17 protein-coding genes and 1 pseudogene are annotated in these 19993 nt (G+C 70.9%); 11 read left to right on the top strand and 7 right to left on the bottom strand.

The genetic code is table 11. The annotated features are described in order from the left end of the window. Window positions 1-36 precede the first annotated feature (36 nt). Entirely contained in the window at window positions 37-987 is a 951-nt protein-coding gene (locus tag AC31A1_RS24345; protein ID WP_489655356.1) for a protein phosphatase 2C domain-containing protein, read from the top strand. A gap of 56 nt (window positions 988-1043) precedes the next feature. On the opposite strand, the gene AC31A1_RS24340 is transcribed toward AC31A1_RS24345, so the two are convergent. Then, the gene (locus tag AC31A1_RS24340) at window positions 1044-2258 is read right to left on the bottom strand and encodes an RNA-guided endonuclease InsQ/TnpB family protein (RefSeq protein WP_489655355.1); all 1215 of its coding nucleotides are present in this window, start codon (window positions 2256-2258) and stop codon (window positions 1044-1046) included. Between the two features lie 92 nt (window positions 2259-2350). Here AC31A1_RS24340 and AC31A1_RS24335 point away from each other — a divergent pair. After that, window positions 2351-2706, top strand: a pseudogene (locus AC31A1_RS24335) (thiamine pyrophosphate-dependent enzyme); the annotation flags it as partial. A 12-nt stretch (window positions 2707-2718) separates the two neighbouring features. Here the strand turns inward: AC31A1_RS24335 and AC31A1_RS24330 are convergent. Next, window positions 2719-3822: a helix-turn-helix domain-containing protein gene (locus tag AC31A1_RS24330; protein WP_489655354.1), complete on the bottom strand. Its 1104-nt coding sequence runs from the start codon at window positions 3820-3822 to the stop codon at window positions 2719-2721. Window positions 3823-4003: 181 nt separating this feature from the next. On the opposite strand from AC31A1_RS24330, the gene AC31A1_RS24325 reads away from it, so the two are divergent. Further along, a complete protein-coding gene (locus AC31A1_RS24325) occupies window positions 4004-4474 on the top strand; it encodes a hypothetical protein (protein ID WP_489655353.1) in 471 nt (156 codons plus the stop codon). A gap of 475 nt (window positions 4475-4949) precedes the next feature. Next, window positions 4950-5402, top strand: a complete 453-nt coding sequence (locus AC31A1_RS24320; protein ID WP_033279538.1) for an ATP-binding protein — start codon at window positions 4950-4952, stop codon at window positions 5400-5402. A gap of 85 nt (window positions 5403-5487) precedes the next feature. On the opposite strand, the gene AC31A1_RS24315 is transcribed toward AC31A1_RS24320, so the two are convergent. Next, a complete protein-coding gene (locus tag AC31A1_RS24315) occupies window positions 5488-6528 on the bottom strand; it encodes a DUF2637 domain-containing protein (RefSeq protein WP_329260319.1) in 1041 nt (346 codons plus the stop codon). 303 nt (window positions 6529-6831) lie between these two features. Further along, complete coding sequence (locus AC31A1_RS24310) at window positions 6832-7680, bottom strand: (2Fe-2S)-binding protein (protein ID WP_489655352.1); 849 nt, start codon at window positions 7678-7680, stop codon at window positions 6832-6834. A 187-nt stretch (window positions 7681-7867) separates the two neighbouring features. Between AC31A1_RS24310 and AC31A1_RS24305 the strand changes: the two genes are divergently transcribed. Continuing rightward, window positions 7868-8674 carry a GntR family transcriptional regulator gene (locus tag AC31A1_RS24305; RefSeq protein ID WP_489655351.1) on the top strand — a complete coding sequence of 269 codons (807 nt, stop codon included), beginning with the start codon at window positions 7868-7870 and terminating at the stop codon, window positions 8672-8674. A gap of 128 nt (window positions 8675-8802) precedes the next feature. Continuing rightward, complete coding sequence (locus AC31A1_RS24300; RefSeq protein ID WP_489655350.1) at window positions 8803-9072, top strand: hypothetical protein; 270 nt, start codon at window positions 8803-8805, stop codon at window positions 9070-9072. A 1-nt stretch (window position 9073) separates the two neighbouring features. Here the strand turns inward: AC31A1_RS24300 and AC31A1_RS24295 are convergent, their stop codons facing one another. Beyond that, window positions 9074-9856, bottom strand: coding sequence for a hypothetical protein (locus tag AC31A1_RS24295; protein WP_489655349.1), 783 nt, complete (start codon window positions 9854-9856; stop codon window positions 9074-9076). A 114-nt stretch (window positions 9857-9970) separates the two neighbouring features. After that, on the bottom strand, window positions 9971-11644 hold the full coding sequence (locus tag AC31A1_RS24290) for a PucR family transcriptional regulator (RefSeq protein WP_489655348.1): 1674 nt from the start codon (window positions 11642-11644) through the stop codon (window positions 9971-9973). Between the two features lie 312 nt (window positions 11645-11956). Here AC31A1_RS24290 and AC31A1_RS24285 point away from each other — a divergent pair, with 312 nt between their 5' ends. The 5 genes from AC31A1_RS24285 to AC31A1_RS24265 all read left to right on the top strand — a co-directional run bounded on the left by AC31A1_RS24285 (window position 11957) and on the right by AC31A1_RS24265 (window position 18671). Then, window positions 11957-12856, top strand: a complete 900-nt coding sequence (locus AC31A1_RS24285) for an FAD binding domain-containing protein (RefSeq protein WP_393030770.1) — start codon at window positions 11957-11959, stop codon at window positions 12854-12856. Next, entirely contained in the window at window positions 12856-13449 is a 594-nt protein-coding gene (locus tag AC31A1_RS24280) for a (2Fe-2S)-binding protein (RefSeq protein WP_489655347.1), read from the top strand. The genes AC31A1_RS24285 and AC31A1_RS24280 overlap by 1 nt, the downstream gene beginning before the upstream one ends. Window position 13450: 1 nt before the next feature. Then, window positions 13451-15856, top strand: coding sequence for a xanthine dehydrogenase family protein molybdopterin-binding subunit (locus AC31A1_RS24275; protein ID WP_489655346.1), 2406 nt, complete (start codon window positions 13451-13453; stop codon window positions 15854-15856). Between the two features lie 155 nt (window positions 15857-16011). Further along, window positions 16012-17472: an NCS2 family permease gene (locus AC31A1_RS24270; protein ID WP_489655345.1), complete on the top strand. Its 1461-nt coding sequence runs from the start codon at window positions 16012-16014 to the stop codon at window positions 17470-17472. A gap of 44 nt (window positions 17473-17516) precedes the next feature. Next, window positions 17517-18671: an XdhC family protein gene (locus AC31A1_RS24265; protein WP_489655344.1), complete on the top strand. Its 1155-nt coding sequence runs from the start codon at window positions 17517-17519 to the stop codon at window positions 18669-18671. 5 nt (window positions 18672-18676) lie between these two features. On the opposite strand, the gene AC31A1_RS24260 is transcribed toward AC31A1_RS24265, so the two are convergent. After that, window positions 18677-19993, bottom strand: a 1317-nt coding sequence (locus tag AC31A1_RS24260; protein WP_489655343.1) for an outer membrane protein assembly factor BamB family protein, incomplete at its 5' end; no start/stop codon positions are given.

The following is a 19993-nucleotide window of genomic DNA, read 5'->3' as shown; positions in this document are numbered from 1 at the left end:
CTCGCACCGCCGTCCACCTCACTCACCGTCGACTACGTGGGCTCCGGACCCCCCACCTACGACGCCGAGCCCACCGCCCTCCCGCTGGCTGATCCGGATGAGCTCGACGATCTGGTCGCGGACACCGTGTTGGACGGGGCGCGGTACGGGGCGAGCACGATCAGGGCTGTTTCTGTGCGGGGGGACTCCGCGCGGTTCAGGGGGGAGCCGCGGCGGGACTCGTTGCTGACCGCGCGGTTCGGGGTCGGGGAGCAGGCGTTGGTGCTGGTGGCGATGGCCACCGGGGCCCGGGCGACGCCGGGGGCGCATCGGGCCGCCGCTGAGGCGTGCGACTGGATCGCGCGGGCTGTGGGGCGGAGCCACGCGCGGCTCTCCGAGGACATAAGGGCTGCCCGGCGCGGGGATCTGAAGTCCGGGCTGCATCGGCTCACGGACCGCAGCCTCGGCAAGCTCCGCGCCAGCGCCGCCGAACAGGGCATCGACCCCGAGGAGTACTCGGCCGGCCTGCGGTGTCTCCTGCTGCCCGCGCACCCGGAGTGCCGTACCCGCGTCTTCTTCGGCGTCGGCCCTGGAGGGCTCTTCCGGTTGCGGGACGGGGAGTGGCAGGACATCGAACCCTCCGTCGGCGACCTGACCGGTGAGGCCGTCGTCGGGTTCGGGTCGCAGCCCGCCGAGACGCCCGAGGGCGACCGGCTCACCATGGATCTTGGGATTCCGACGCCTCCGAGCCCGTACGAACCCGCCCCCGAGCCGCCCCGCGAACCCTTCCGCTTCCGCGCCTCCGTGGCCCGACCGGGCGACACGCTGTTGATGTGCACCGGCGGGCTCGCCGAGCCCCTGCGCGGCGAACCCGAGCTGTCCGCGCATCTGGCGGGGCGGTGGTCCGGGTCCACCCCGCCAGGCCTCGCCGCGTTCCTCGCCGACATCCAAGTGCGGGTCAAGGGTTATGCCGACGACCGCACGGCCGCCGCGGTTTGGGAGGCGTGAGCGCCCAGGCTGTGAATTCGTGACTCCTCCCCCTCGTAAACCGAGAGGGCTTCTCGCTATGCCGGTTGGGCGTCGCGACGGACCAGCCCGGCCCGTAGAACGTTCAGGGCACCCAACGTGTCCGCGTGCGCGGTGTGGCCGCACGAGACGCAGTGGAACTTCTCCTGTGTGGGCCGGTTCTCCGCTGCGACATGCCCGCATTCGGGGCAGGTCCGGGAGGTGTTGCGAGGGTCCACGGCGATCACTTCCCGTCCGGCGCTCTCAGCCTTGGCGTGCAGGATCGTCAGGAACACCCCCCATCCGGCGTCTGAGATCGAGTGGTTGAGTCCGGCCTTCGCTGCGGCCCCGTTGGGCAGGAAGCCGCCTGGTTGGTCGGGGTCGGGCTTCGGCTGGGGGGCCTTGACCATGTTGCGGATCTTGAGGTCTTCGTGCGCGATGATGTCGTGTTCCCGCACGAGGTCGAGAGCGGTCTTGTGTGCGTGGTCGAGGCGCTGGCGGCGGACCTTGCGGTGCAGGTCGGCAACCTTGTCAACGGCCCGCCGGTGGTTGGCGGTGTACTTGTCACGACGCACCCGCGGGAACTGGGCGAGGGCCTGCTGCGCGGCTTCGATCTTCGCGGCGGCCTTCCGGCCGTGACGAGGGTTGGGCACGAACTCGCCGCCCGAGTTGGCGAGGAAGTTGGCTATGCCCATGTCGATGCCGACCACGCTGCCCGTCTTGGGCAGCGGCTCAGGCGCGGTCTGCTCGGCGGTGAGGACCACGTACCAGCGGCGCCCTTCGCGCTTGACGGACACGGTCTTGACCTTGCCGACCACGGGCCGGTGCTGGTTGACCTTGACGTGCCCGACACCTTGGAAGCGGACGCGGGTGACGGGGTCGTGCGGGGTGGAGTCCCAGCGGCAGCCGTCGCCGTCCTTGGGGAAGTCCACCGTGTCGAACCAGTTCACGCCCCGAAAGCGCGGGTAGCCCGGTGCCTCTCCTGACTTGACCCGCCGGAAGAACGCGGCGAAGGCTTTGTCCAGACGGCGCAGTGTCGCCTGCTGAGACGAGAAGGACCAGCGTCCCTGCCGCTCGGGGTCGAACGCCCGGATCTCCTTGAGCTGCGCGGACTGCTGCCCGTAGCTGATGCCGGTCTTCGAGACGTGCCGGTAGGCGTCCCGGCGTTCCTGCAGCGCCCCGTTGTACAGCGAGCAGTGATCCCGCAACATTTCGGCCAGCGTGGCGGCCTGGCCCACGGTGGGCCGCATGAGGAACTTGTACGCACGGATCATCCAGCCCACCCCCCTTCCGGGCAGTGTGCGATCAACCTAGCGGAGGCCACTGACAACGCGGCGAACTCCGGCGCTTCGCGCCTCCGGGCCAAGGATGCGTTTCCTATCCCCGGCTGAAGCCGGGGATACCCACGCAACATCAGGGATGGAACGGCACCACCAACAAGAACCCCGACTTCGCCGCCGTGGCACGCGCCTGCGGTGCCTACGGTGTGCGGGTCGAGAAGCCCAAGGACCTCGAAGGCGCCTGAAGGCAGCCTTCAAGCACAAGGGTCCGGCCCTCGTCGATGTCGTCACCGACCCCAACGCCCTGTCCATCCCGCCGAAGATCAGCGCCGAGATGGTTACCGGGTTCGCGCTGTCGGCCTCAAAGATCGTGCTGGACGGGGGAGTCGGCCGCATGCTGCAGATGGCCCGGTCCAACATCCGCAACATGCCCCGGCCTTAGACCCGTCGGGTCCTAACCGTCGTACGGCGCCCACCCATTCGACGAGTACCAGAGGTGCCGCAGGCCCTTGATGCCGCTCGTGCGGAACGGCTTGCCGTGGTCGTCGACTCGGAGCGTGCCGGTACGGCCCTGGGAGGACCAGTCGAGTTCGAGGTACCAGCGGCAGTCGCAGGTCTGGGTCTGCGCCTTGACGAGCAGCACCTCCGGGTCCTGCGCGGAGACCCGGTACGGCAGGTGCACCGCCGGGACCGGTGTGCCCAGGGTGCTCCCGGCGACCGGACGGGCCGAGGGGCGGCGGACGTCCAGGTTCACGCCGAAGTAGCGGGGGCTGACCTCGCCGCCGCAGCCCTGGTCCATGGCGTACGCGGTGCCGTGGGCCGGGGCGGCTCGGCCCACGACCCGAACGCGCAGCGCCTCCAGGACGACCGCCGTGGACGTCCGCCCCTGCACCGAGATCTCGACGTTCGTCTCCCGCCCGTGCACCGCGTGCTGTCGCGCCGCCCAGGTCCCGGCGTCCTCCGGAGCCGGGGGCGGCGGAACCTGCCCGGGTGACTTGTCGACGACGTAGTCGTGACTGCAACGGAGGGCCCACACCTGGGAGTCGGCGGTCCAGGTGAGGGGAGCGGGGAGAGCGGAAGGCGAGGACTTGGCTGTGGCGCCGGGCTCGGACTTGGCCGTGTCGTGCGTGGACACCGCCGACAGGGTGCCCCACACCGCGAGCACCGCGCACACGGCGGCGGCCGTCAGCGTGAGCCGCCGCCGGTACCAGGGCGATCGGGCGGCGGGCTCAGGAGCCGCGTCCGGTGCCGGAACGGGAACCGGACTCTCCACCGGAGGCTCCGCATCCCGTCGCCGCTGTCGCGCCGCCACCGCCAGGATCCAGTACCGGTGCAGCTCCAGCCGCTCCTCCGGCGTCGCCCCGCACAGCGCCGCGAACCGTTCGACGGGCGCGAAGTCGAGGGGGACCGCCTCGCCGACGCAGTAGCGGTGCAGGGTCGAGGCGTTCATGTTCAGGCGGCGGGCCAGCCGGCTGTAGCTGCGGTCCGTGCGTGCCTTCAGGCGCCGTAGCAGCGCCGCGAACTCCTCGACGTCCTTGTCGTTGGCCTCGCCCGACACCGTTCCCCCGTGTGTGTCGCGTCCCAGGACGGCATCCCAGGGACTCCCTGTACCAGGAGGTCGGACGGGGTGGGACGGTTCCACCGTCGCGGGGTCGGTGTCGGTCATTGCGGTCGCCGCCGCCGTACGCCGAAGCTCGGTCCGACCACAGCACGGCACCGACCCGAACGGGGAAACACACGTGAACAGCAAGAAGGCCACGCGCCGCACCGCCCTCGCCGCCTGCCTCGCCCTCGCCCTCGGGCTGGGTGCGGCGGCCCAGGCCTCCGCCGGCGCCCCGCGCACCGTGAGCGGCTCGCCGGACGACGACATCACCCGCATCGCCGACTTCTACGGCGCCTACATCGACGCCGAGAGCGACCTGGACAGCGGCGGCGGCAAGCTCGCCACGGAGCTGCGCACCTACTACCTCACCCCCGCCTACCTGAAGGAACTGAAGGCCTGGGAGGCGAAGAACCACGCGGACGGTGTCCTCCAGGCGCAGAACACGCCCATGAGCTGGAAGGTCACGGACAACGGCACCGCCGACCACACCGAGGCCGCGATCACCCTGACGTGGGGCGGCGGGGACACCACCAAGCTGGTCGTCGACATGACCCGCACGACCCACAAGATCATCCACATCGGCACGAAGGGAATCGGCGGCAAGTAAGCCCCGCAGAGGGGACGTTCGCGGTTCCTGAGCGGCTGATTCCGGCCAGTTTCGCGGAGCGTGCGACTCGGGGGAGGTCCGGGGGGACCAACTGCCCCACGCCTTCGCGGACTACGGCCGGATCGGCAGCCGCGCATCGGCAGTCGGTTCGATCGCCCGTGGTCAGGACGTCACGGGGTGTCTGGTCCCGACGCCGGGAGCCATGGCACCCCGGAGGGGAACGCCCCGACCGCCCCACCCGGGCCGCATGCTCCGTACGGTGGCCGTTCGACCGTACGGACGGCAGCGCCCCCGAATCCTCCGTCCCGCGGGACCCGGCACAACTGTGGCCGAACACCCGGTCGTTGACCATTCGACATGACTGCCCTGTTCCCGACGAGGGCATGGATCCCCGTGAACGTGTTCGAGCAGGAGGGAACCGGAAACCGGCGTGCAGGCGGGGGTCATGAAAAGGCAAGCACGAGGGGGCGGTCCCATGGCGATCGGGGCCTCCTCGGCGAAAGCGGCGGAGGACAAGGCCGACAGCGCCACGGAACCGGCGCAGCCGCCTCAACTGAGGCGCAGACTCGGACGCGCGGACCTGCGGGCGGTGCCCGAGGCGCGCAGAGCGTTGCGTGAACTGCTACGGCACTGGGGGAGGCCGGGACGATCGGAGATAGCGGAACTGCTCACGAGTGAACTCGTCACCAACGCGCTGATCCACACCGACCACGACGCCGTGCTCACGGCGACCGTCGGACCCCGTGGACTGCGCGTGGAGGTACGGGACTTCGTGGCGCGCAGGCCCCGACTGCACGTACCGGACGCCGACGACGGTACGCACGGGCGGGGCCTGGTCCTGGTGCAGTCCCTCGCGGACGCCTGGGGAGTGTCGGCCCACGGAGTGGGCAAGTCCGTCTGGTTCGAGCTGGATCCGGACGCGGCATGAGCAACGGGACGGGGGCGGCGTCCAGTTGGACTCCGCCCCCGTCCCGTTGTCGCCCGGTCCCGGATCTCGTCTCTCAGCCCTCGGCTCAGCCGAACTGCTGCTCCAGGTCCTTGAGCTTGCGCTCCAGGGAGTCGAGTCGAGGCAGGGCCATGGTGTCGTCCTCCGCCGTGAGGTCGACGGTTATCGGGTCAGATGCCCCGCGGACTGGCTGGAGTGAGGGACGCGTGCGAACCGGCAGCTGTTCCGGCGTCGATAGAGCAGGCTCCGCGGATGCTTGACCGGAGCCGCGCTCCAGGGCCTGCGGTTCCGGCGACCGGCCGCCGCCCCGTCCCATGAGGCCGCGCTGCCCCCGGCTTATGGCCTTGAGCTGGGCCCGCTCGATCCGCTGCTGGTCGCGCCGGCGCAGTCGGGTCTCTTCCTTCTTCGCCTTGTCCTCGCGCACCTCGTCGACCGCCTCGTCCAGGCTGCGCACGTTCTCCAGGAGCATCAGCGACCAGGCGCTGTAGGTCTCACGGGGGGCCCGCAGCCAGCGGACGATACGGATCTGCGGCAGCGGACGCGGCACGAGACCCTGCTCGCGCAGCGCGGCCCGGCGGGTCTGCTTCAGCGCGCGGTCGAAGAGGACCGCGGCCGACAGGGACATGCCGGAGAAGAACTGCGGAGCGCCCGCGTGGTCGACACCCCTGGGCGCGTGCACCCAGTTGAACCAGGCGGCCGCGGCCGCGAACGTCCACACGAGTATGCGGGAGCCGAGGGCCGCGTCACCGTGGCTGGCCTCGCGCACGGCGAGGACGGAGCAGAACATGGCCGCGCCGTCGAGGCCGAACGGGACCAGGTACTCCCAGCCGTCGGTGAGGCCGAGGTTCTCCTGGCCGAAGCCGACCAGTCCGTGGAAGGAGAGTGCCGCGGCGACCGCCGCACAGCAGAACAGAAGGACGTAGGAGGCGATGCCGTATATGGCCTCCTTGCGCCTGCGGCGCTCCTCCGTGCGCTCCCACGAGTCGTCTTTCGCGTGCTCCCCGCCGGACCGCTTGCTCCGCGCGAGCACCGCCACCGCCGCCAGCATGCCCAGGAGCAGTACGGCGCCGGGAAGCAGCCAGTTCAGCGATATGTCGGTCAGTCTCATCTGGGGTCCCTTGCATTGGGATAGGGCGTAACGCCCGCCATAGTGGCCCAATCCCAACGGCCCTCAGGCGTTTTCGGGGCAAGAGGCCGCCAAGGAGGTGCAAGGGGATGCCCAGGGCGGCTTTCTGCTCGAACTGCCGCTTGAGGGGCGGGAGTTGAGTTCGAATAAGACTACCCGTACGGGTGGTTCCACGGAAAGTTCCTGCGGTAAGTGAGGAAGTTGTGAAGTACCTGTGACCGGACGGACGCCTTGTCCGCGGCTGATCCTATCGGGCCCCGAGTGCAGCGTGTGACTGAGGGTCCCTCAACTCGCGGCGGCAGCCAGCAGCTTGGTGACCCGCTCCGTCTCGCAGGTGCGCGGACAGGTCGCGCACGCGTCCTCGGCGTCCAGCGTGTAGTACATACAGCAACTGGCCCGGTCCCGGGTGGACAGCGGCTCGCCATGAGGCCCCGTCACCTCACGGAAGGCGGCCGATCCGACGTAGGGCTTGGTCGCGCCGGGCAGCAGCCGCTCCAACTCCCGTACGGCCCGCGGCTGTTCGCCGAAGAGGTCGGCGACGTACCAGATGCCCTCGACGACCTCGTCGGTCGCCATGCCCCACAGGGCGCGGCCCCGCCGGCGCATCCGCGGGCCGAAGCCGGCCAGGACGGGTTCCATGTGCTCGGCGACCGCGGCCCGCACCTCGGCCCGCAGTGCCTCCTCGTCCGGGACCACCCGGGCGCCGGGCAGTGCTGCCGCCGGGTCGCCGGGTAGGCAGGCGAAGGAGTCGGTGCGGACGGCCAGCCGGCCCATGTCGAAGCCCTCGGCCGTGCGGTCGTAGGAGACGTGGGTCACCGGGAGGCGGGGGACGCGGCGGTGCAGGAACCACGGGACGGTGAACAGGAGGACGACCGGCCAGGCGTAGCGGTGCAGGCCGAAGGTGGCTATCACGTCCGGGCGGCCCCGGCGGCCGTGGTCGCGCAGGACCTGGGCGTCGTCCCGGGTCAGGAACGCCTCCAGGCCTTCGCCGCCCTCTGCCAGTGCGGCTGCCGATATCCAGCCGCCGCCGGTGGGAGTCGGCCGGTCCGGGGTGAGTTCGGTGATCGCGAGCCCGGGGATGACCTCGGTGAGGCGGGCGTACGAGTCCGCTACGGCCGAAGAAGGCAGGGGCATGCCGGGACCACCGATTCGCCGTTGGTTTAGAGGTAAGGCTTACCTTACCCAACCCTCCCGTAATTTACCCTGCCCTAGGGGGACACTCCCATTACCCCCGAAGTCCGATCTGCGCCTAAGGTGCTTGACGGACGAGTAACAAGACGCCGTAATGACCCCAAGTACCGACACGTCCGGAGGAGGACCCGTGAAGCAGGGCACGCAGAGCTCCGCCGGGACCGGCATTCCGGATGCGCCTGCCCGAGGCTCCCGGGTGCCGCAGCAGCAGCGCGCCGCCGACGTGGACCGGGACCGGGATCTCGCGGACGGCGCCGGGGCGGTGCGCGGTGAGCACACGCACAGCGAGACGCCGATCCCGCGCCCCCGTCAGGTTCTTCAGCGGCCCTCCGTGCGCGGTCAGATACTGGACGCGCTGCGCACCGCGCTCGTCGGCGGCGAGCTGACCCCCGGCGAGGTCTACTCCGCGCCCGCGCTCGGCGACCGGTTCGGCGTCTCCGCCACGCCCGTGCGCGAGGCCATGCAGCAGCTCGCCACCGAGGGTGCCGTCGAGGTCGTGCCGAACCGGGGTTTCCGGGTGATCGAGCGGGGCGCCCGCGAACTCGCCGAACTGGCCGAGATCCGCGCCCTGATCGAGGTCCCCGTGATGCTCCGGCTCGCCCGTACCGTGCCCGCCGCCCGCTGGGCCGACCTGCGTCCGCTGGCCGAGGGGACCGTCCGCGCCGCGGCCTCCGGGTGCCGGGCGACGTACGCCGAGGCCGACCGGGCCTTCCACCGCGCGGTGCTCGCCCTCGCCGGCAACGAACAGCTCGTCCAGATCGCCGAGGACCTGCACCGGCGCGCCCAGTGGCCGCTGGTCGGCGGTCCCGTCACGCGTGGGCGGGCCGACCTGGTCGCGGACGCGGCCGAACACCTCGCGCTCCTCGACGCGCTGGCCGCGGGGGAGTGGGACGTGGTGCGGTCCCTGGTGCAGGAGCACTTCGCGGGATCGGCGTGACTTCGAATATGTGACTCCGGTCACGAGCGGGTCCGGGTCCGGCGACCGACGGCCGCACCGGGAACCCGCCCGGCCGGGGCTGACGTGCCCCACGGTGAGAACCGACCGATCCGCGGGGGAGAACGCCGATGTTTCCGAATCCGGGCCAGCAGGCCGCGCAACAGGCCGCGCAGCGCGGCGCCGAGCAGTCGGCACGACAGGCGGCCCAGGACGGGATGCGTGCCGCGCAGATGGGCGCCCACCGCAGCCACTCCGGCCGCGGCGGCAGCCTCCTGTCCTTCCTTCTGCTCGTCGCCGTCGGGGTGTTGGTCGCCCGCGACCCCGAACTCCGGGCATCCGTCCTGCACTTCGTCCACCACGTCGTGAACGTCGTACAGAACCGGACCGAAGGCTCCTGACCTACGCGGTGGCCGCCCCCGGCGCGGGCACCGCCAACTGCCGTGCCAGCCACGTCGGTACGCCCCCGAGCAGCCGGAACAGCCGCCGTGCCTCCTCGCGCAACCGGGACGCCTCCGGCTCGACCTCCGCGTCCGCGAGCGATGCGAGAGCCGGTGCCGTACCGACGAGGTAGCCCAACTCCTCCCGGATCCGCAGCGATTCGGCGAAGCCGTGCCGCGCCTCCGCCAACTCCCCGTCCCGCAGGGCCAGTCCGGCCAGGTGGCGATGGGTGAACGACAGCAGCAGCGGGTCGGCCTGGTCGGCGGCCCCCGCGTGGGCGCGGCGGTACGCAGCCCGCGCAGCCTGCGGTGAGCGGGCCAGGTTCTCCGCGACCAGCCCTCGCCGGAAGTCCAACAGCGCCCGCCCCGCGCCGTCCGGCGGGATCAGCGCCGCCGCCCGCCCGAGCGCGGCCCGCGCCTCGTCGGCCCGGTCACGCACCGAGTGCAGCGTGGCCGCGTAGGCGAGGTATCCGCGCTCACAGGCCGCCGCGCCCCGCTCGTCGTCGCTGTGGGCCAGCGCCTCGGCCGTCCGCAGCGCGTCGTCGGCGTCCTCCCAGCCCTGCTCGGTGTAGAGACACCGCTCCACGAGCAGCGCGGTCCGCTGGAGGGCCGGTGCCGCGGTGTCGGGCCGCAGCAGCGCCGCCGCGTCGACCCAGCAGGCCCGCGAGCGCAGCCGCCACACCGCGGTCTGGAGGGGATCGTCACCTTCGGTCGTTCCGTGTCCAGACATGGCGGAATGCGCCACGTTGCCCTCCCCGAGCACACCATTGAGCTGTTGAGTGGTGGCATCTCAGCACGGATCGTAGGGCCCGGCCAAGAGGGTGGGTGAAAGAATTCACAAAGTCGTGGGATCTTCGGCTCAGCTCATCCGCAGTGCCAGGAAGAAATCCAGCTTGTCCTCAAGGCGCGAGAGGTCCCGACTCGTCAACTGCTCGATCCTGCCGACCCGGTAGCGCAACGTGTTGACGTGCAGGTGCAGCCGGGTCGCGCAGCGCGTCCAGGAACCGTCGCACTCCAGGAACGCCTCCAGCGTCGGAATCAGCTCAGCGCGGTGCCTGCGGTCGTAATCCCGCAGCGGGTCGAGGAGGCGGGCGGTGAAGGCCCGCCGCACATCGTCCGGCACGAAGGGGAGGAGGAGGACGTGCGAGGCCAGCTCCTGGTGACCCGCCGCGCACACCCGCCCGGGGCGCGCCGCCGCCACCCGCCGCGCGTGCCGCGCCTCCTCCAGCGCCCCGCGCAGCCCCTCCGCCGAGTGCACCGCCGCGCTCACCCCGAGCGTGACCCGCCCGTCGTCGTCGAGCCCTGCCGACAGCGGATCCCGTACGGCCTCCAGGAGCACGTCCGCGTGGATGCCGGACTCGGAGCCGTCGTGCTCCGCCGACACGGCGGGCAGCGGTACGAGCGCGATCGCCTCGTCGCCCGAGTGGGCCACGGCGATGCGGTCGGAGGGCTCGGGGCCCGTCGTCAGCGGGTCGACCAGGACCTCCTCAAGGAGCGACTGGGCGACCGGGCCGGCCTCGATGTCGGCGCTGTCCCACTCGACCCGGGCCACGACGACCTGCCAGTGCGGGGCCGCGCCGAGCCCGGGCAGCAGGACGGGAGCGGCGACCCGCAGGCGCGCGGCGATCTCGGCGGGCGCGGCACCCGTCTGGACCAGCTCCAGGACCTCCTGCGCGAGCCGTCTGCGGACCGTGCGCGCCGCGTCCCGCCGGTCCCGCTCGACGGCGATCAGCTGCGTGACCCCCTGCAAGAGGTCGAGCCGCTCGTCCGGCCAGTCCCCGGCGTCCGCCTCGACCGCGAGCAGCCAGTCCGACAGCACCGTCTCGCGCACGTCCCGCGAACCCTGCGCGGGCCGCCCGCCACCGCGGATCGGGAAGAGGGAGTACGTCGAGGAGCCCAGCGCCAGCCGGTGCGGCCCCCTGCGGCCCGTGCGGGCGGCGGCCAGGTGCTCGGCGGCCAGCTTCGCGCACACGTCGACGGGCAGCGCGGGCCCCGAAACCTTCGAACCCGCGATGAGCCGCCCGGTCGGCGACAGCACCCACGCCCGCAGATCCAGGTCCGAGCCGAGCAGATCCAGCACCACGTCCGGGCCGCCCCCCGCCGGACCCGAGGTCATCATCCGGCGGTGCCGGTCCACCACGGCCGCGAGATCACCGGCCCGCTCGCCGGACACCTGCCGTACGACATGCTCGGTGATCGTCGCGAACGCCACCGACTCGTTGACCGCGAACAGCGGCAGCCGGTGCCGGGCGCAGGCGGCTGTCAGGTCCTCCGGGACGGCGCCCAGTTCTGCCTCGCCGGCGGCCAGCGCGGCCACCCCGGCGGCCACCAGGAGCCGTACGAACGGCTCGGTGTCGGAGGCGGTGCGGCGCCAGGCCAGACCGGTCAGGACCAGCTCGCCGCCCGAGAGGTAGCGGCTGGGGTCGCGCAGGTCGGTGGTCATCACCCCGCGGACCGTGCGGTCCAGCTCGTCCTCGCCGCCGAGCAGCCGCAGCCCCAGCGCATCGGTGTCCAGAAGTGCGCGCAGCCGCATCGCCGTCGCCGCCGTTCTTTGTCTAGAAAACTACGATGAACCAAGAGGTGCTGTGGGTGCGGGGCCGTGCGGGGCTGTTTCCCACGTTTCCACAGGGAATCGGAGGGGTTACTGATGACCTCCGTTCATATGAATCTACAAGATGCCCGCCCTGGCCAGCCAACTCCTTCATGGTTTCCGTGACTGACCCGCTCTGCGCACGGCGCTGTGTACTGACCTCACGCTGCATGAACAGCACATGAACGAGCCGGACCCGCCGCACACGAACTGGCTTGATCCGTACGACCCACGAGACGAAGAAGAGAGCCGGTCATGGACTTCCTTCGCCCCGCCAGCTGGGAGGAGGCGCTCGCCGCTAAGGCCGAGCACCCCACCGCAGTACCGATCGCGGGCGGCACCGATGTGATGGTCGAGATCAACTTCGACCACCGCAGGCCCGAGTACCTGCTCGACCTGAACCGCGTCGGCGACCTCTACGAGTGGGAGGTCGGCGCGGACAGCGTGCGGCTCGGGGCCTCGGTCCCGTACACCCGGATCATGGAGAACCTGCGCGGCGAGCTGCCGGGCCTCTCCCTCGCCTCGCACACGGTCGCCTCCCCGCAGATCCGCAACCGCGGCGGCGTCGGCGGCAACCTCGGCACCGCCTCCCCGGCCGGCGACGCCCACCCCGCGCTCCTCGCGGCCGGCGCCGAGGTCGAGGCCGAGTCGGTGCGCGGCACGCGGCTCATCCCGATCGACGAGTTCTACACCGGCGTGAAGCGCAACGCGCTCGCACCCGACGAACTGATCAGGGCCGTGCACATCAAGAAGGCGGACGGCCCGCAGCAGTACTCCAAGGTCGGCACCCGCAACGCGATGGTCATCGCGGTCTGCGCCTTCGGCCTCGCCCTGCACCCTGCCACCCGCACGGTCCGCACCGGCATCGGATCGGCCGCGCCGACCCCCGTCCGGGCGAAGGCCGCCGAGGAATTCCTGAACGCCGCGCTCGACGAGGGCGGCTTCTGGGAGAACGGCAAGATCATCACCCCGTCGGTCGCCAAGCAGTTCGCGGACCTGTGCTCCGCCGCCTGCAACCCGATCGACGACGTCCGGGGCACCGCGAGCTACCGCCGCCACGCGGTCGGCATCATGGCCCGCCGCACCCTGACCTGGACCTGGGAGTCGTACCGCGGCACTGACGGCCGCTCCATCGAGAAGGGGAGTGTCGCCTGATGCGCGTCAATTTCACGGTCAACGGCCGCCCGCAGGAAGCGGACGACGTGTGGGAGGGCGAGAGCCTCTTGTACGTCCTGCGTGAGCGGATGGGGCTGCCCGGCTCCAAGAACGCCTGCGAGCAGGGCGAGTGCGGTTCCTGCACGGTCCGGCTCGACGGCATCCCGGTGTGTTCCTGTCTCGTCGCCGCCGGTCAGGTCGAGGGCCGCGAGGTCGTCACGGTCGAGGGGCTCGCGGAGTACGCGCGGCAGCGGGCATGTGGGTTTGAGAAATGTGACACTTCGGCGTCGAGTGTCACATTGCTTCAGGATGGGTCTCCTGCCTGGCAGGCCAAGCCGACCGACTCCCAGACCGGTGAGGGCACCGAACTCGCCCCCATCCAGCAGGCGTTCATCGATGCCGGCGCTGTCCAGTGCGGCTTCTGCACCCCCGGACTCCTCGTCGCCGCCGACGAGATGCTGGAGCACAACCCGACCCCGACCGACGCGGACATCCGCGAGGCGCTCTCGGGCAACCTGTGCCGCTGCACCGGCTACGAGAAGATCATGGACGCGGTACGCCTGGCGGCCGCCCGGCAGGGAGAGGCGGTCTGACATGTCTGACGTCTCCGCAAAAGGCGCCCCCATCGGCACTCCCACCAAGGTCACCCAGGGTTCGAAGACCAAGGGCGGCATCGGCGAGTCCACGCTCCGCCCGGACGGCACCCTCAAGGTCACCGGCGAGTTCGCGTACTCCTCCGACATGTGGCACGAGGACATGCTCTGGGGCCAGATCCTGCGCTCCACGGTCGCGCACGCCGAGATCGTCTCCATCGACACCGTCGAGGCCCTGAAGACCCCGGGCGTCTACGCCGTCATGACCTACGACGACCTCCCGACCGACGTGAAGAACTACGGCCTGGAGATCCAGGACACCCCGGTCCTCGCGCACGGCAAGGTCCGCCACCACGGTGAGCCGGTCGCGATCGTCGCCGCCGACCACCCGGAGACGGCCCGCCGTGCCGCCGCGAAGATCAAGGTCGAGTACCGCGAACTCCCAGTCATCACCGACGAGTTGTCCGCTACCGCGCCGGACGCGATCCTCATCCACGAGGACCGCGACGACCACCACATCGGCCACGTCCCGCACCCGAACATCGTGCACCGCCAGCCGATCGTCCGAGGAGACGTGGAGGCGGCCCGGGAGCGCGCCGACTTCATCGTCGAGGGCGAGTACACCTTCGGCATGCAGGACCAGGCGTTCCTCGGCCCGGAGTCCGGTCTCGCGGTCCCGGCCGAGGACGGCGGTGTCGACCTCTACATCGCCACCCAGTGGCTGCACTCCGACCTGCGCCAGATCGCGCCCGTGCTCGGTCTGCCCGAGGACAAGGTCCGGATGACGCTGTCCGGCGTCGGCGGCGCGTTCGGCGGTCGCGAGGACCTGTCGATGCAGATCCACGCCTGCCTGCTCGCCCTGCGCACCGGCAAACCGGTCAAGATCGTCTACAACCGCTTCGAGTCCTTCTTCGGACACGTCCACCGCCACCCCGCCAAGCTCTACTACGAGCACGGCGCCACGAAGGACGGCAAGCTCACCCACCTCAAGGCCAGGATCGTCCTGGACGGCGGCGCCTACGCGTCGGCGTCCCCGGCGGTCGTAGGCAACGCCTCCTCGCTCGGCGCCGGGCCGTACGTCATCGACAACGTCGACATCGAGGCCATCGCCCTCTACACCAACAACCCGCCCTGCGGCGCGATGCGCGGCTTCGGCGCGGTCCAGGCCTGCTTCGCCTACGAGGCCCAGATGGACAAGCTCGCCGACAAGGTGGGCATGGACCGGGTCGCGTTCCGTCAGCTCAACGCGATGGAGCAGGGGACGATCATGCCGACCGGGCAGCCGGTCGACTCCCCGGCCCCCGTCGCCGAACTCCTGCGCCGCGTCAAGGCGATGCCGATGCCGCCCGAGCAGCAGTGGCTCGCTGCCGGAGAGGCCGCCGACGTACGGCAGTTGCCGGGCGGGCTGTCCAACACCACGCACGGCGAAGGCGTCGTACGAGGCGTCGGCTACGCGGTCGGCATCAAGAACGTCGGCTTTTCCGAGGGCTTCGACGACTACTCAACGGCCAAGGTCCGTATGGAGGTTGTCGGCGGCGAGGCGGTGGCCACCGTGCACACCGCGATGGCGGAAGTCGGCCAGGGCGGAGTCACCGTCCACGCGCAGATCGCCCGCACCGAGCTGGGCGTCACCCAGGTGACGATCAACCCGGCGGACACGCAGGTGGGCAGCGCCGGTTCGACCTCCGCGTCCCGGCAGACGTACGTCACCGGCGGTGCCGTCAAGAACTCCTGCGAGCTGGTCCGCGAGAAGGTCCTGGAGATGGGCCGCCGCAAGCTCGGCACCTACCACCCGGCCTGGGCCACCGCCGAACTCCTCCTGGAGGGCGGCAAGGTCGTCACCGACGGCGGTGAGGTACTGGCCGATCTGGTCGACGTCCTCGAAGGCGAGGCCGTCGAGATCGAGGCCGAGTGGCGCCACCGTCCCACCGAGGCCTTCGACCTGCGTACCGGACAGGGCTTCGGTCACGTCCAGTACACCTTCGCCGCGCACCGCGCCGTCGTCGAGGTCGACACCGAACTCGGCCTGGTCAAGGTCATCGAGCTGGCCTGCGCGCAGGACGTCGGCAAGGCGCTCAACCCGCTGTCCGTCATCGGCCAGATCCAGGGCGGTACGACCCAGGGTCTCGGCGTCGCGGTCATGGAGGAGATCATCGTCGACCCCAAGACCGCCAAGGTCAGGAACCCGTCCTTCACGGACTACCTGATCCCCACCATCCTCGACACCCCGACCATTCCGGTCGATGTGCTCGAACTCGCCGACGAGCACGCCCCGTATGGGCTGCGCGGCATCGGCGAGGCCCCCACCCTGTCGTCGACTCCGGCCGTCCTGGCGGCCATTCGGAACGCGACCGGACTGGAACTGAACAGGACACCGGTACGCCCGGAGCACCTCACGGGCACGTGACCTTTAGGGGTCCCAACCGGTGACGTCCTGGGGGGAGTTGGTCCCCTCAGGCCCCCATTGTTCGTCTCGGGCCGTCCCCCGGGTCGTCCATCCCAAATCCCGCGCGCCGCCGAGTCGGCCGACGGGTGCCCCTGTGAACCTTGGGAGATGGCCCCATGACCCAGCAGTCAGTGGAACCCAGGACCGCCGCCGAAGACGCGGGTGAAGGAACCCGCGTCCCGGCCGGCCGGTCCTGGCTCGACCGGTACTTCCACATATCCCGGCGGGGATCGACCGTCGCGCGTGAGGTGCGCGGCGGAGTCACCACCTTCATGGCGATGGCGTACATCCTGCTGCTCAACCCCCTGATCCTGTCCGGCAAGGATGTCGCGGGGGACACGCTCGGCCAGAAAGGGCTGATCACCGCGACCGCGTTCGCGGCGGCCTTCACCACCCTCCTGATGGGCTTCCTCGGCAAGGTGCCACTGGCCCTCGCCGCCGGACTCTCCGTCTCCGGTGTGCTCTCCTCGCAGGTCGCCCCACAGATGACCTGGCCGCAGGCGATGGGCATGTGCGTGCTGTACGGCGTGGTCATCATGCTGCTCGTCGTCACCGGCCTGCGCGAGATGATCATGAACGCGATCCCGCTCGCGCTGAAACACGGCATCACGATGGGCATCGGCCTGTTCATCGCGCTCATCGGTTTCTACAAATCCGGCTTCGTGCACCAGGGCAAGGCGACCCCGCTCACCCTCGGCCCGGCGGGTGAACTCGCGGGCTGGCCCGTCCTGTTGTTCGCCGGCACGCTGCTGCTGATCTTCATGCTCCAGGCGCGCAACATGCCCGGCGCGATCCTCATCGGCATCATCACCGGCACGGTCGTCGCCTCGCTCCTGAACGCCGCCGGCGTCATCGACCCCAGGCAGTGGGCCAGCGGTGCCGCCCCCGAACTGCACGGCAGCGCGGTGTCCATGCCGGACTTCTCGCTCTTCGGCCATGTGGAGTTCGGGGGGTGGGGCAAGGTCGGCGCGATGACGGTCGGCATGATCGTGTTCACGCTCGTCCTGGCCGGCTTCTTCGACGCGATGGCCACCATCATCGGCGTCGGCACCGAGGCCGAACTCGCCGACGACAAGGGCCGGATGCCGGGCCTGTCGAAGGCGCTGTTCATCGACGGCGCCGGCGGCGCGATCGGCGGCGTGGCGGGCGGCTCCGGCCAGACCGTCTTCATCGAGTCGGCGACGGGCGTCGGCGAGGGCGCCCGAACGGGCCTCGCCTCGGTGGTCACCGGCCTGTTCTTCGCGGCCTGTCTCTTCTTCACCCCGGTCACCGCGATCGTCCCGCAGGAGGTCGCGTCCGCCGCCCTGGTCGTCATCGGCTCGATGATGCTGATGAACGCCCGGCACGTGGACTGGGCCGACCGGGCCACCGCAATCCCCGTCTTCCTGACGGTAGTTGTGATGCCGTTCACGTACAGCATCACCGCGGGCGTCTCCGCCGGAGTCATCTCGTACGTCGCCATCAAGACCGCCCAGGGCAAGGCACGGGAGATCGGCGCCTTCATGTGGGGGCTGACGGTCATCTTCCTCGTGTACTTCGCCCTCAACCCGGTCGAGAGCTGGCTGGGCGTCCACTAGCCCGCCCCAACTGCCCTTCCCCGCAACCTCGTTAGGAGACCGAGATGCTGGACATCGCCGAAGAGCTGCACCGGTGGGTCGAGCAGGGCCGCGACTTCGCCGTCGCCACCGTGGTGGCCGTCGGCGGCAGCGCACCCCGCCAGCCCGGCGCCGCCCTCGCGGTGGACACCGACGGCACGGCGATCGGCTCGGTCTCCGGGGGCTGTGTGGAAGGCGCGGTCTACGAACTGTGCCAACAGGCGCTGGCCGACGGCGAAACCGTCCTGGAGCGCTTCGGCTACAGCGACGAGGACGCCTTCGCCGTCGGCCTGACCTGCGGTGGAATCATCGACATCCTCGTCACACCGGTGCGGGCCGGAGACCCCGCCCGACCGGTGATCACCACCGCCCTCTCGACCGCGACGAGCGGCGGGGCGGCGGCCCTGGCCCGGATCGTCTCGGGCCCAACTCACCTGCGGGGCCGCGCGCTTGTCGTCCACCCCGACGGTTCCTACGACGGCGGGTTCGGCGCCCATCCCGAACTGGACCGTACGGTCGCCGCCGAGGCCGGTGCCCATCTGGACGCGGGCCGCACCGGCACCGTCGAGATCGGCGAGCGGGGCTCCCGCTGCGGGGCACCGCTCACGGTTCTGGTCGAGTCGTCGGTCCCGCCGCCCCGGATGATCGTCTTCGGCGCGATCGACTTCGCCTCCGCGCTGGTCCGTATCGGCAAGTTCCTCGGCTACCACGTCACGGTGTGCGACGCCCGCCCCGTCTTCGCCACCCGGACCCGCTTCCCCGACGCCGACGAGATCGTCGTCGAGTGGCCCCACACGTACCTGGAGCGCACGGACGTCGACGCGCGCACGGTCCTGTGCGTCCTGACCCACGACGCCAAGTTCGACGTACCCCTGCTCCAACTCGCCCTCCGCCTCCCGGTGGCGTACGTCGGCGCGATGGGCTCCCGCCGCACCCACCTTGACCGCAACGAGCGGCTGCGCGAAGTCGGCGTCACGGAACTGGAGCTGGCCCGCCTGAGGTCCCCGATCGGCCTTGACCTCGGTGCCCGTACGCCCGAGGAGACGGCGCTGTCGATCGCCGCGGAGATCGTCGCCAACAGGCGCGGCGGCAGCGGCATTTCACTCACCGGGGCGCACACGCCGATCCATCATGACGCGAGTTCGTCGACGGCGGTGGGGCGGATCGGGTCGGTGGCCTGAGTGGTTCAGTGGGGGCGGTCCGAGTAGGCGGTGTCGCCCGCCACAGCCACGATCGCGTCCTTGACGAGGACGACGTACGGCGTGGTGTCGTCCGTCGAGTCGCCGGCGTTCGCCAGTGCGGACGTACGCCACCTGACGGCTCCGGTGCTCCGGTCCAGAGCCAGCAGGCGGCCGAACTGGTTCGAGAAGTAAAGGGTGTTGAACTTCGCCGAGAACACCGGCGTCGACAGGTTCTCGGTGTCCGTCTCCCGCTGCCAGAGCCGCTTGCCGTCGGTCGCGCGGACGGCGGTGACCGTGCCGTTCGGGCGGACGAGGTAGATCACGTCCTTGACCAGGGTGGCGGTACCGCGAGTGCCGGCCGGCAGGGCTATCCGCTCGATCGCACCGGTGCTTGGGTTCACCCGGTCCAGGGCGGTGTACAGCTGGTCCGGGCCGCTGCCGAAGACCTCCGGCGCCAGCTTCGGCGCAAGGAACAGCAGCCGGCCCTTGTCGACGCCCAACGGCCAAGCCCCCGTGGGGAGTTCGGCGACCTTCCGCTGTGCGCCGGTGGCGGGGGCGAGGCGTACCAGGACGAAGTCGCCCTGGGAGGGATCGTCCTCGACCGTACAGAGGGCGTACGGGGCGCCGCCCAGGACCGTCGGAGTGCAGGAGTTCCCGAGGTTCGACCAGATGGGTGCGCTCCACAGCTGACGGCCTGACGCGTCGTAGGCCACGAACTTCGTCGCGTCCACGTCCATCGCCAGGATCCCGCCGTCGAACAGGACGGGGTCCGTGTCGTCCCTGATCGGGTGGATCCACAGCCGGGTGCCGGTCTTCGCGTCCAGGGCGACCAGGCGCCGCGTGATGAAGGTGTCGTTCGAGTCGGGCTTGACGTAGGTGTAGACGCGCCCGTCCCGGACGCCGACGGGGAGCGCGGTCTCGGGGCTGGTGCCCGACCGCCAGCGGACCCGGCCCGAGGCGGCGTCCAGCGCGGTGACCGTGGCGCCCGTACCGGCGCAGTACACGGTGGTGCTGCCGCCCGCCAGGCAGCCGGACTGGGTGTAGTCGAGGGGATCGCCGGTCTTCGCGGTGAGCAGACTCGTCCGCCAGGGCTTCCAGCCCGCGGGCAGCGCCACGGCGGCGGTGGAGGCGGACGGCGCGGGCGAGAGCGCGTCGTGCGGGTCCAGGGACGTGCCGTCCGACGACCAGTGCATGGCCGTGAGGCTGAGTCCGGCGACGGCGATCACCGTGCCGAGAGCGACGAGGAGCCGCCGCCTTCGACGCGGGCGTTCGGTGCCCGGGGCGGCCGTAGGACCCGCAGGGCGGGGGCGGGGGACCGCCCC

Source organism: Streptomyces sp. P5F9, from assembly GCF_057961495.1.
The sequence above is the reverse complement of the archived record's forward strand: the minus strand, read 5'-3'. Positions and strand labels throughout refer to the sequence as shown.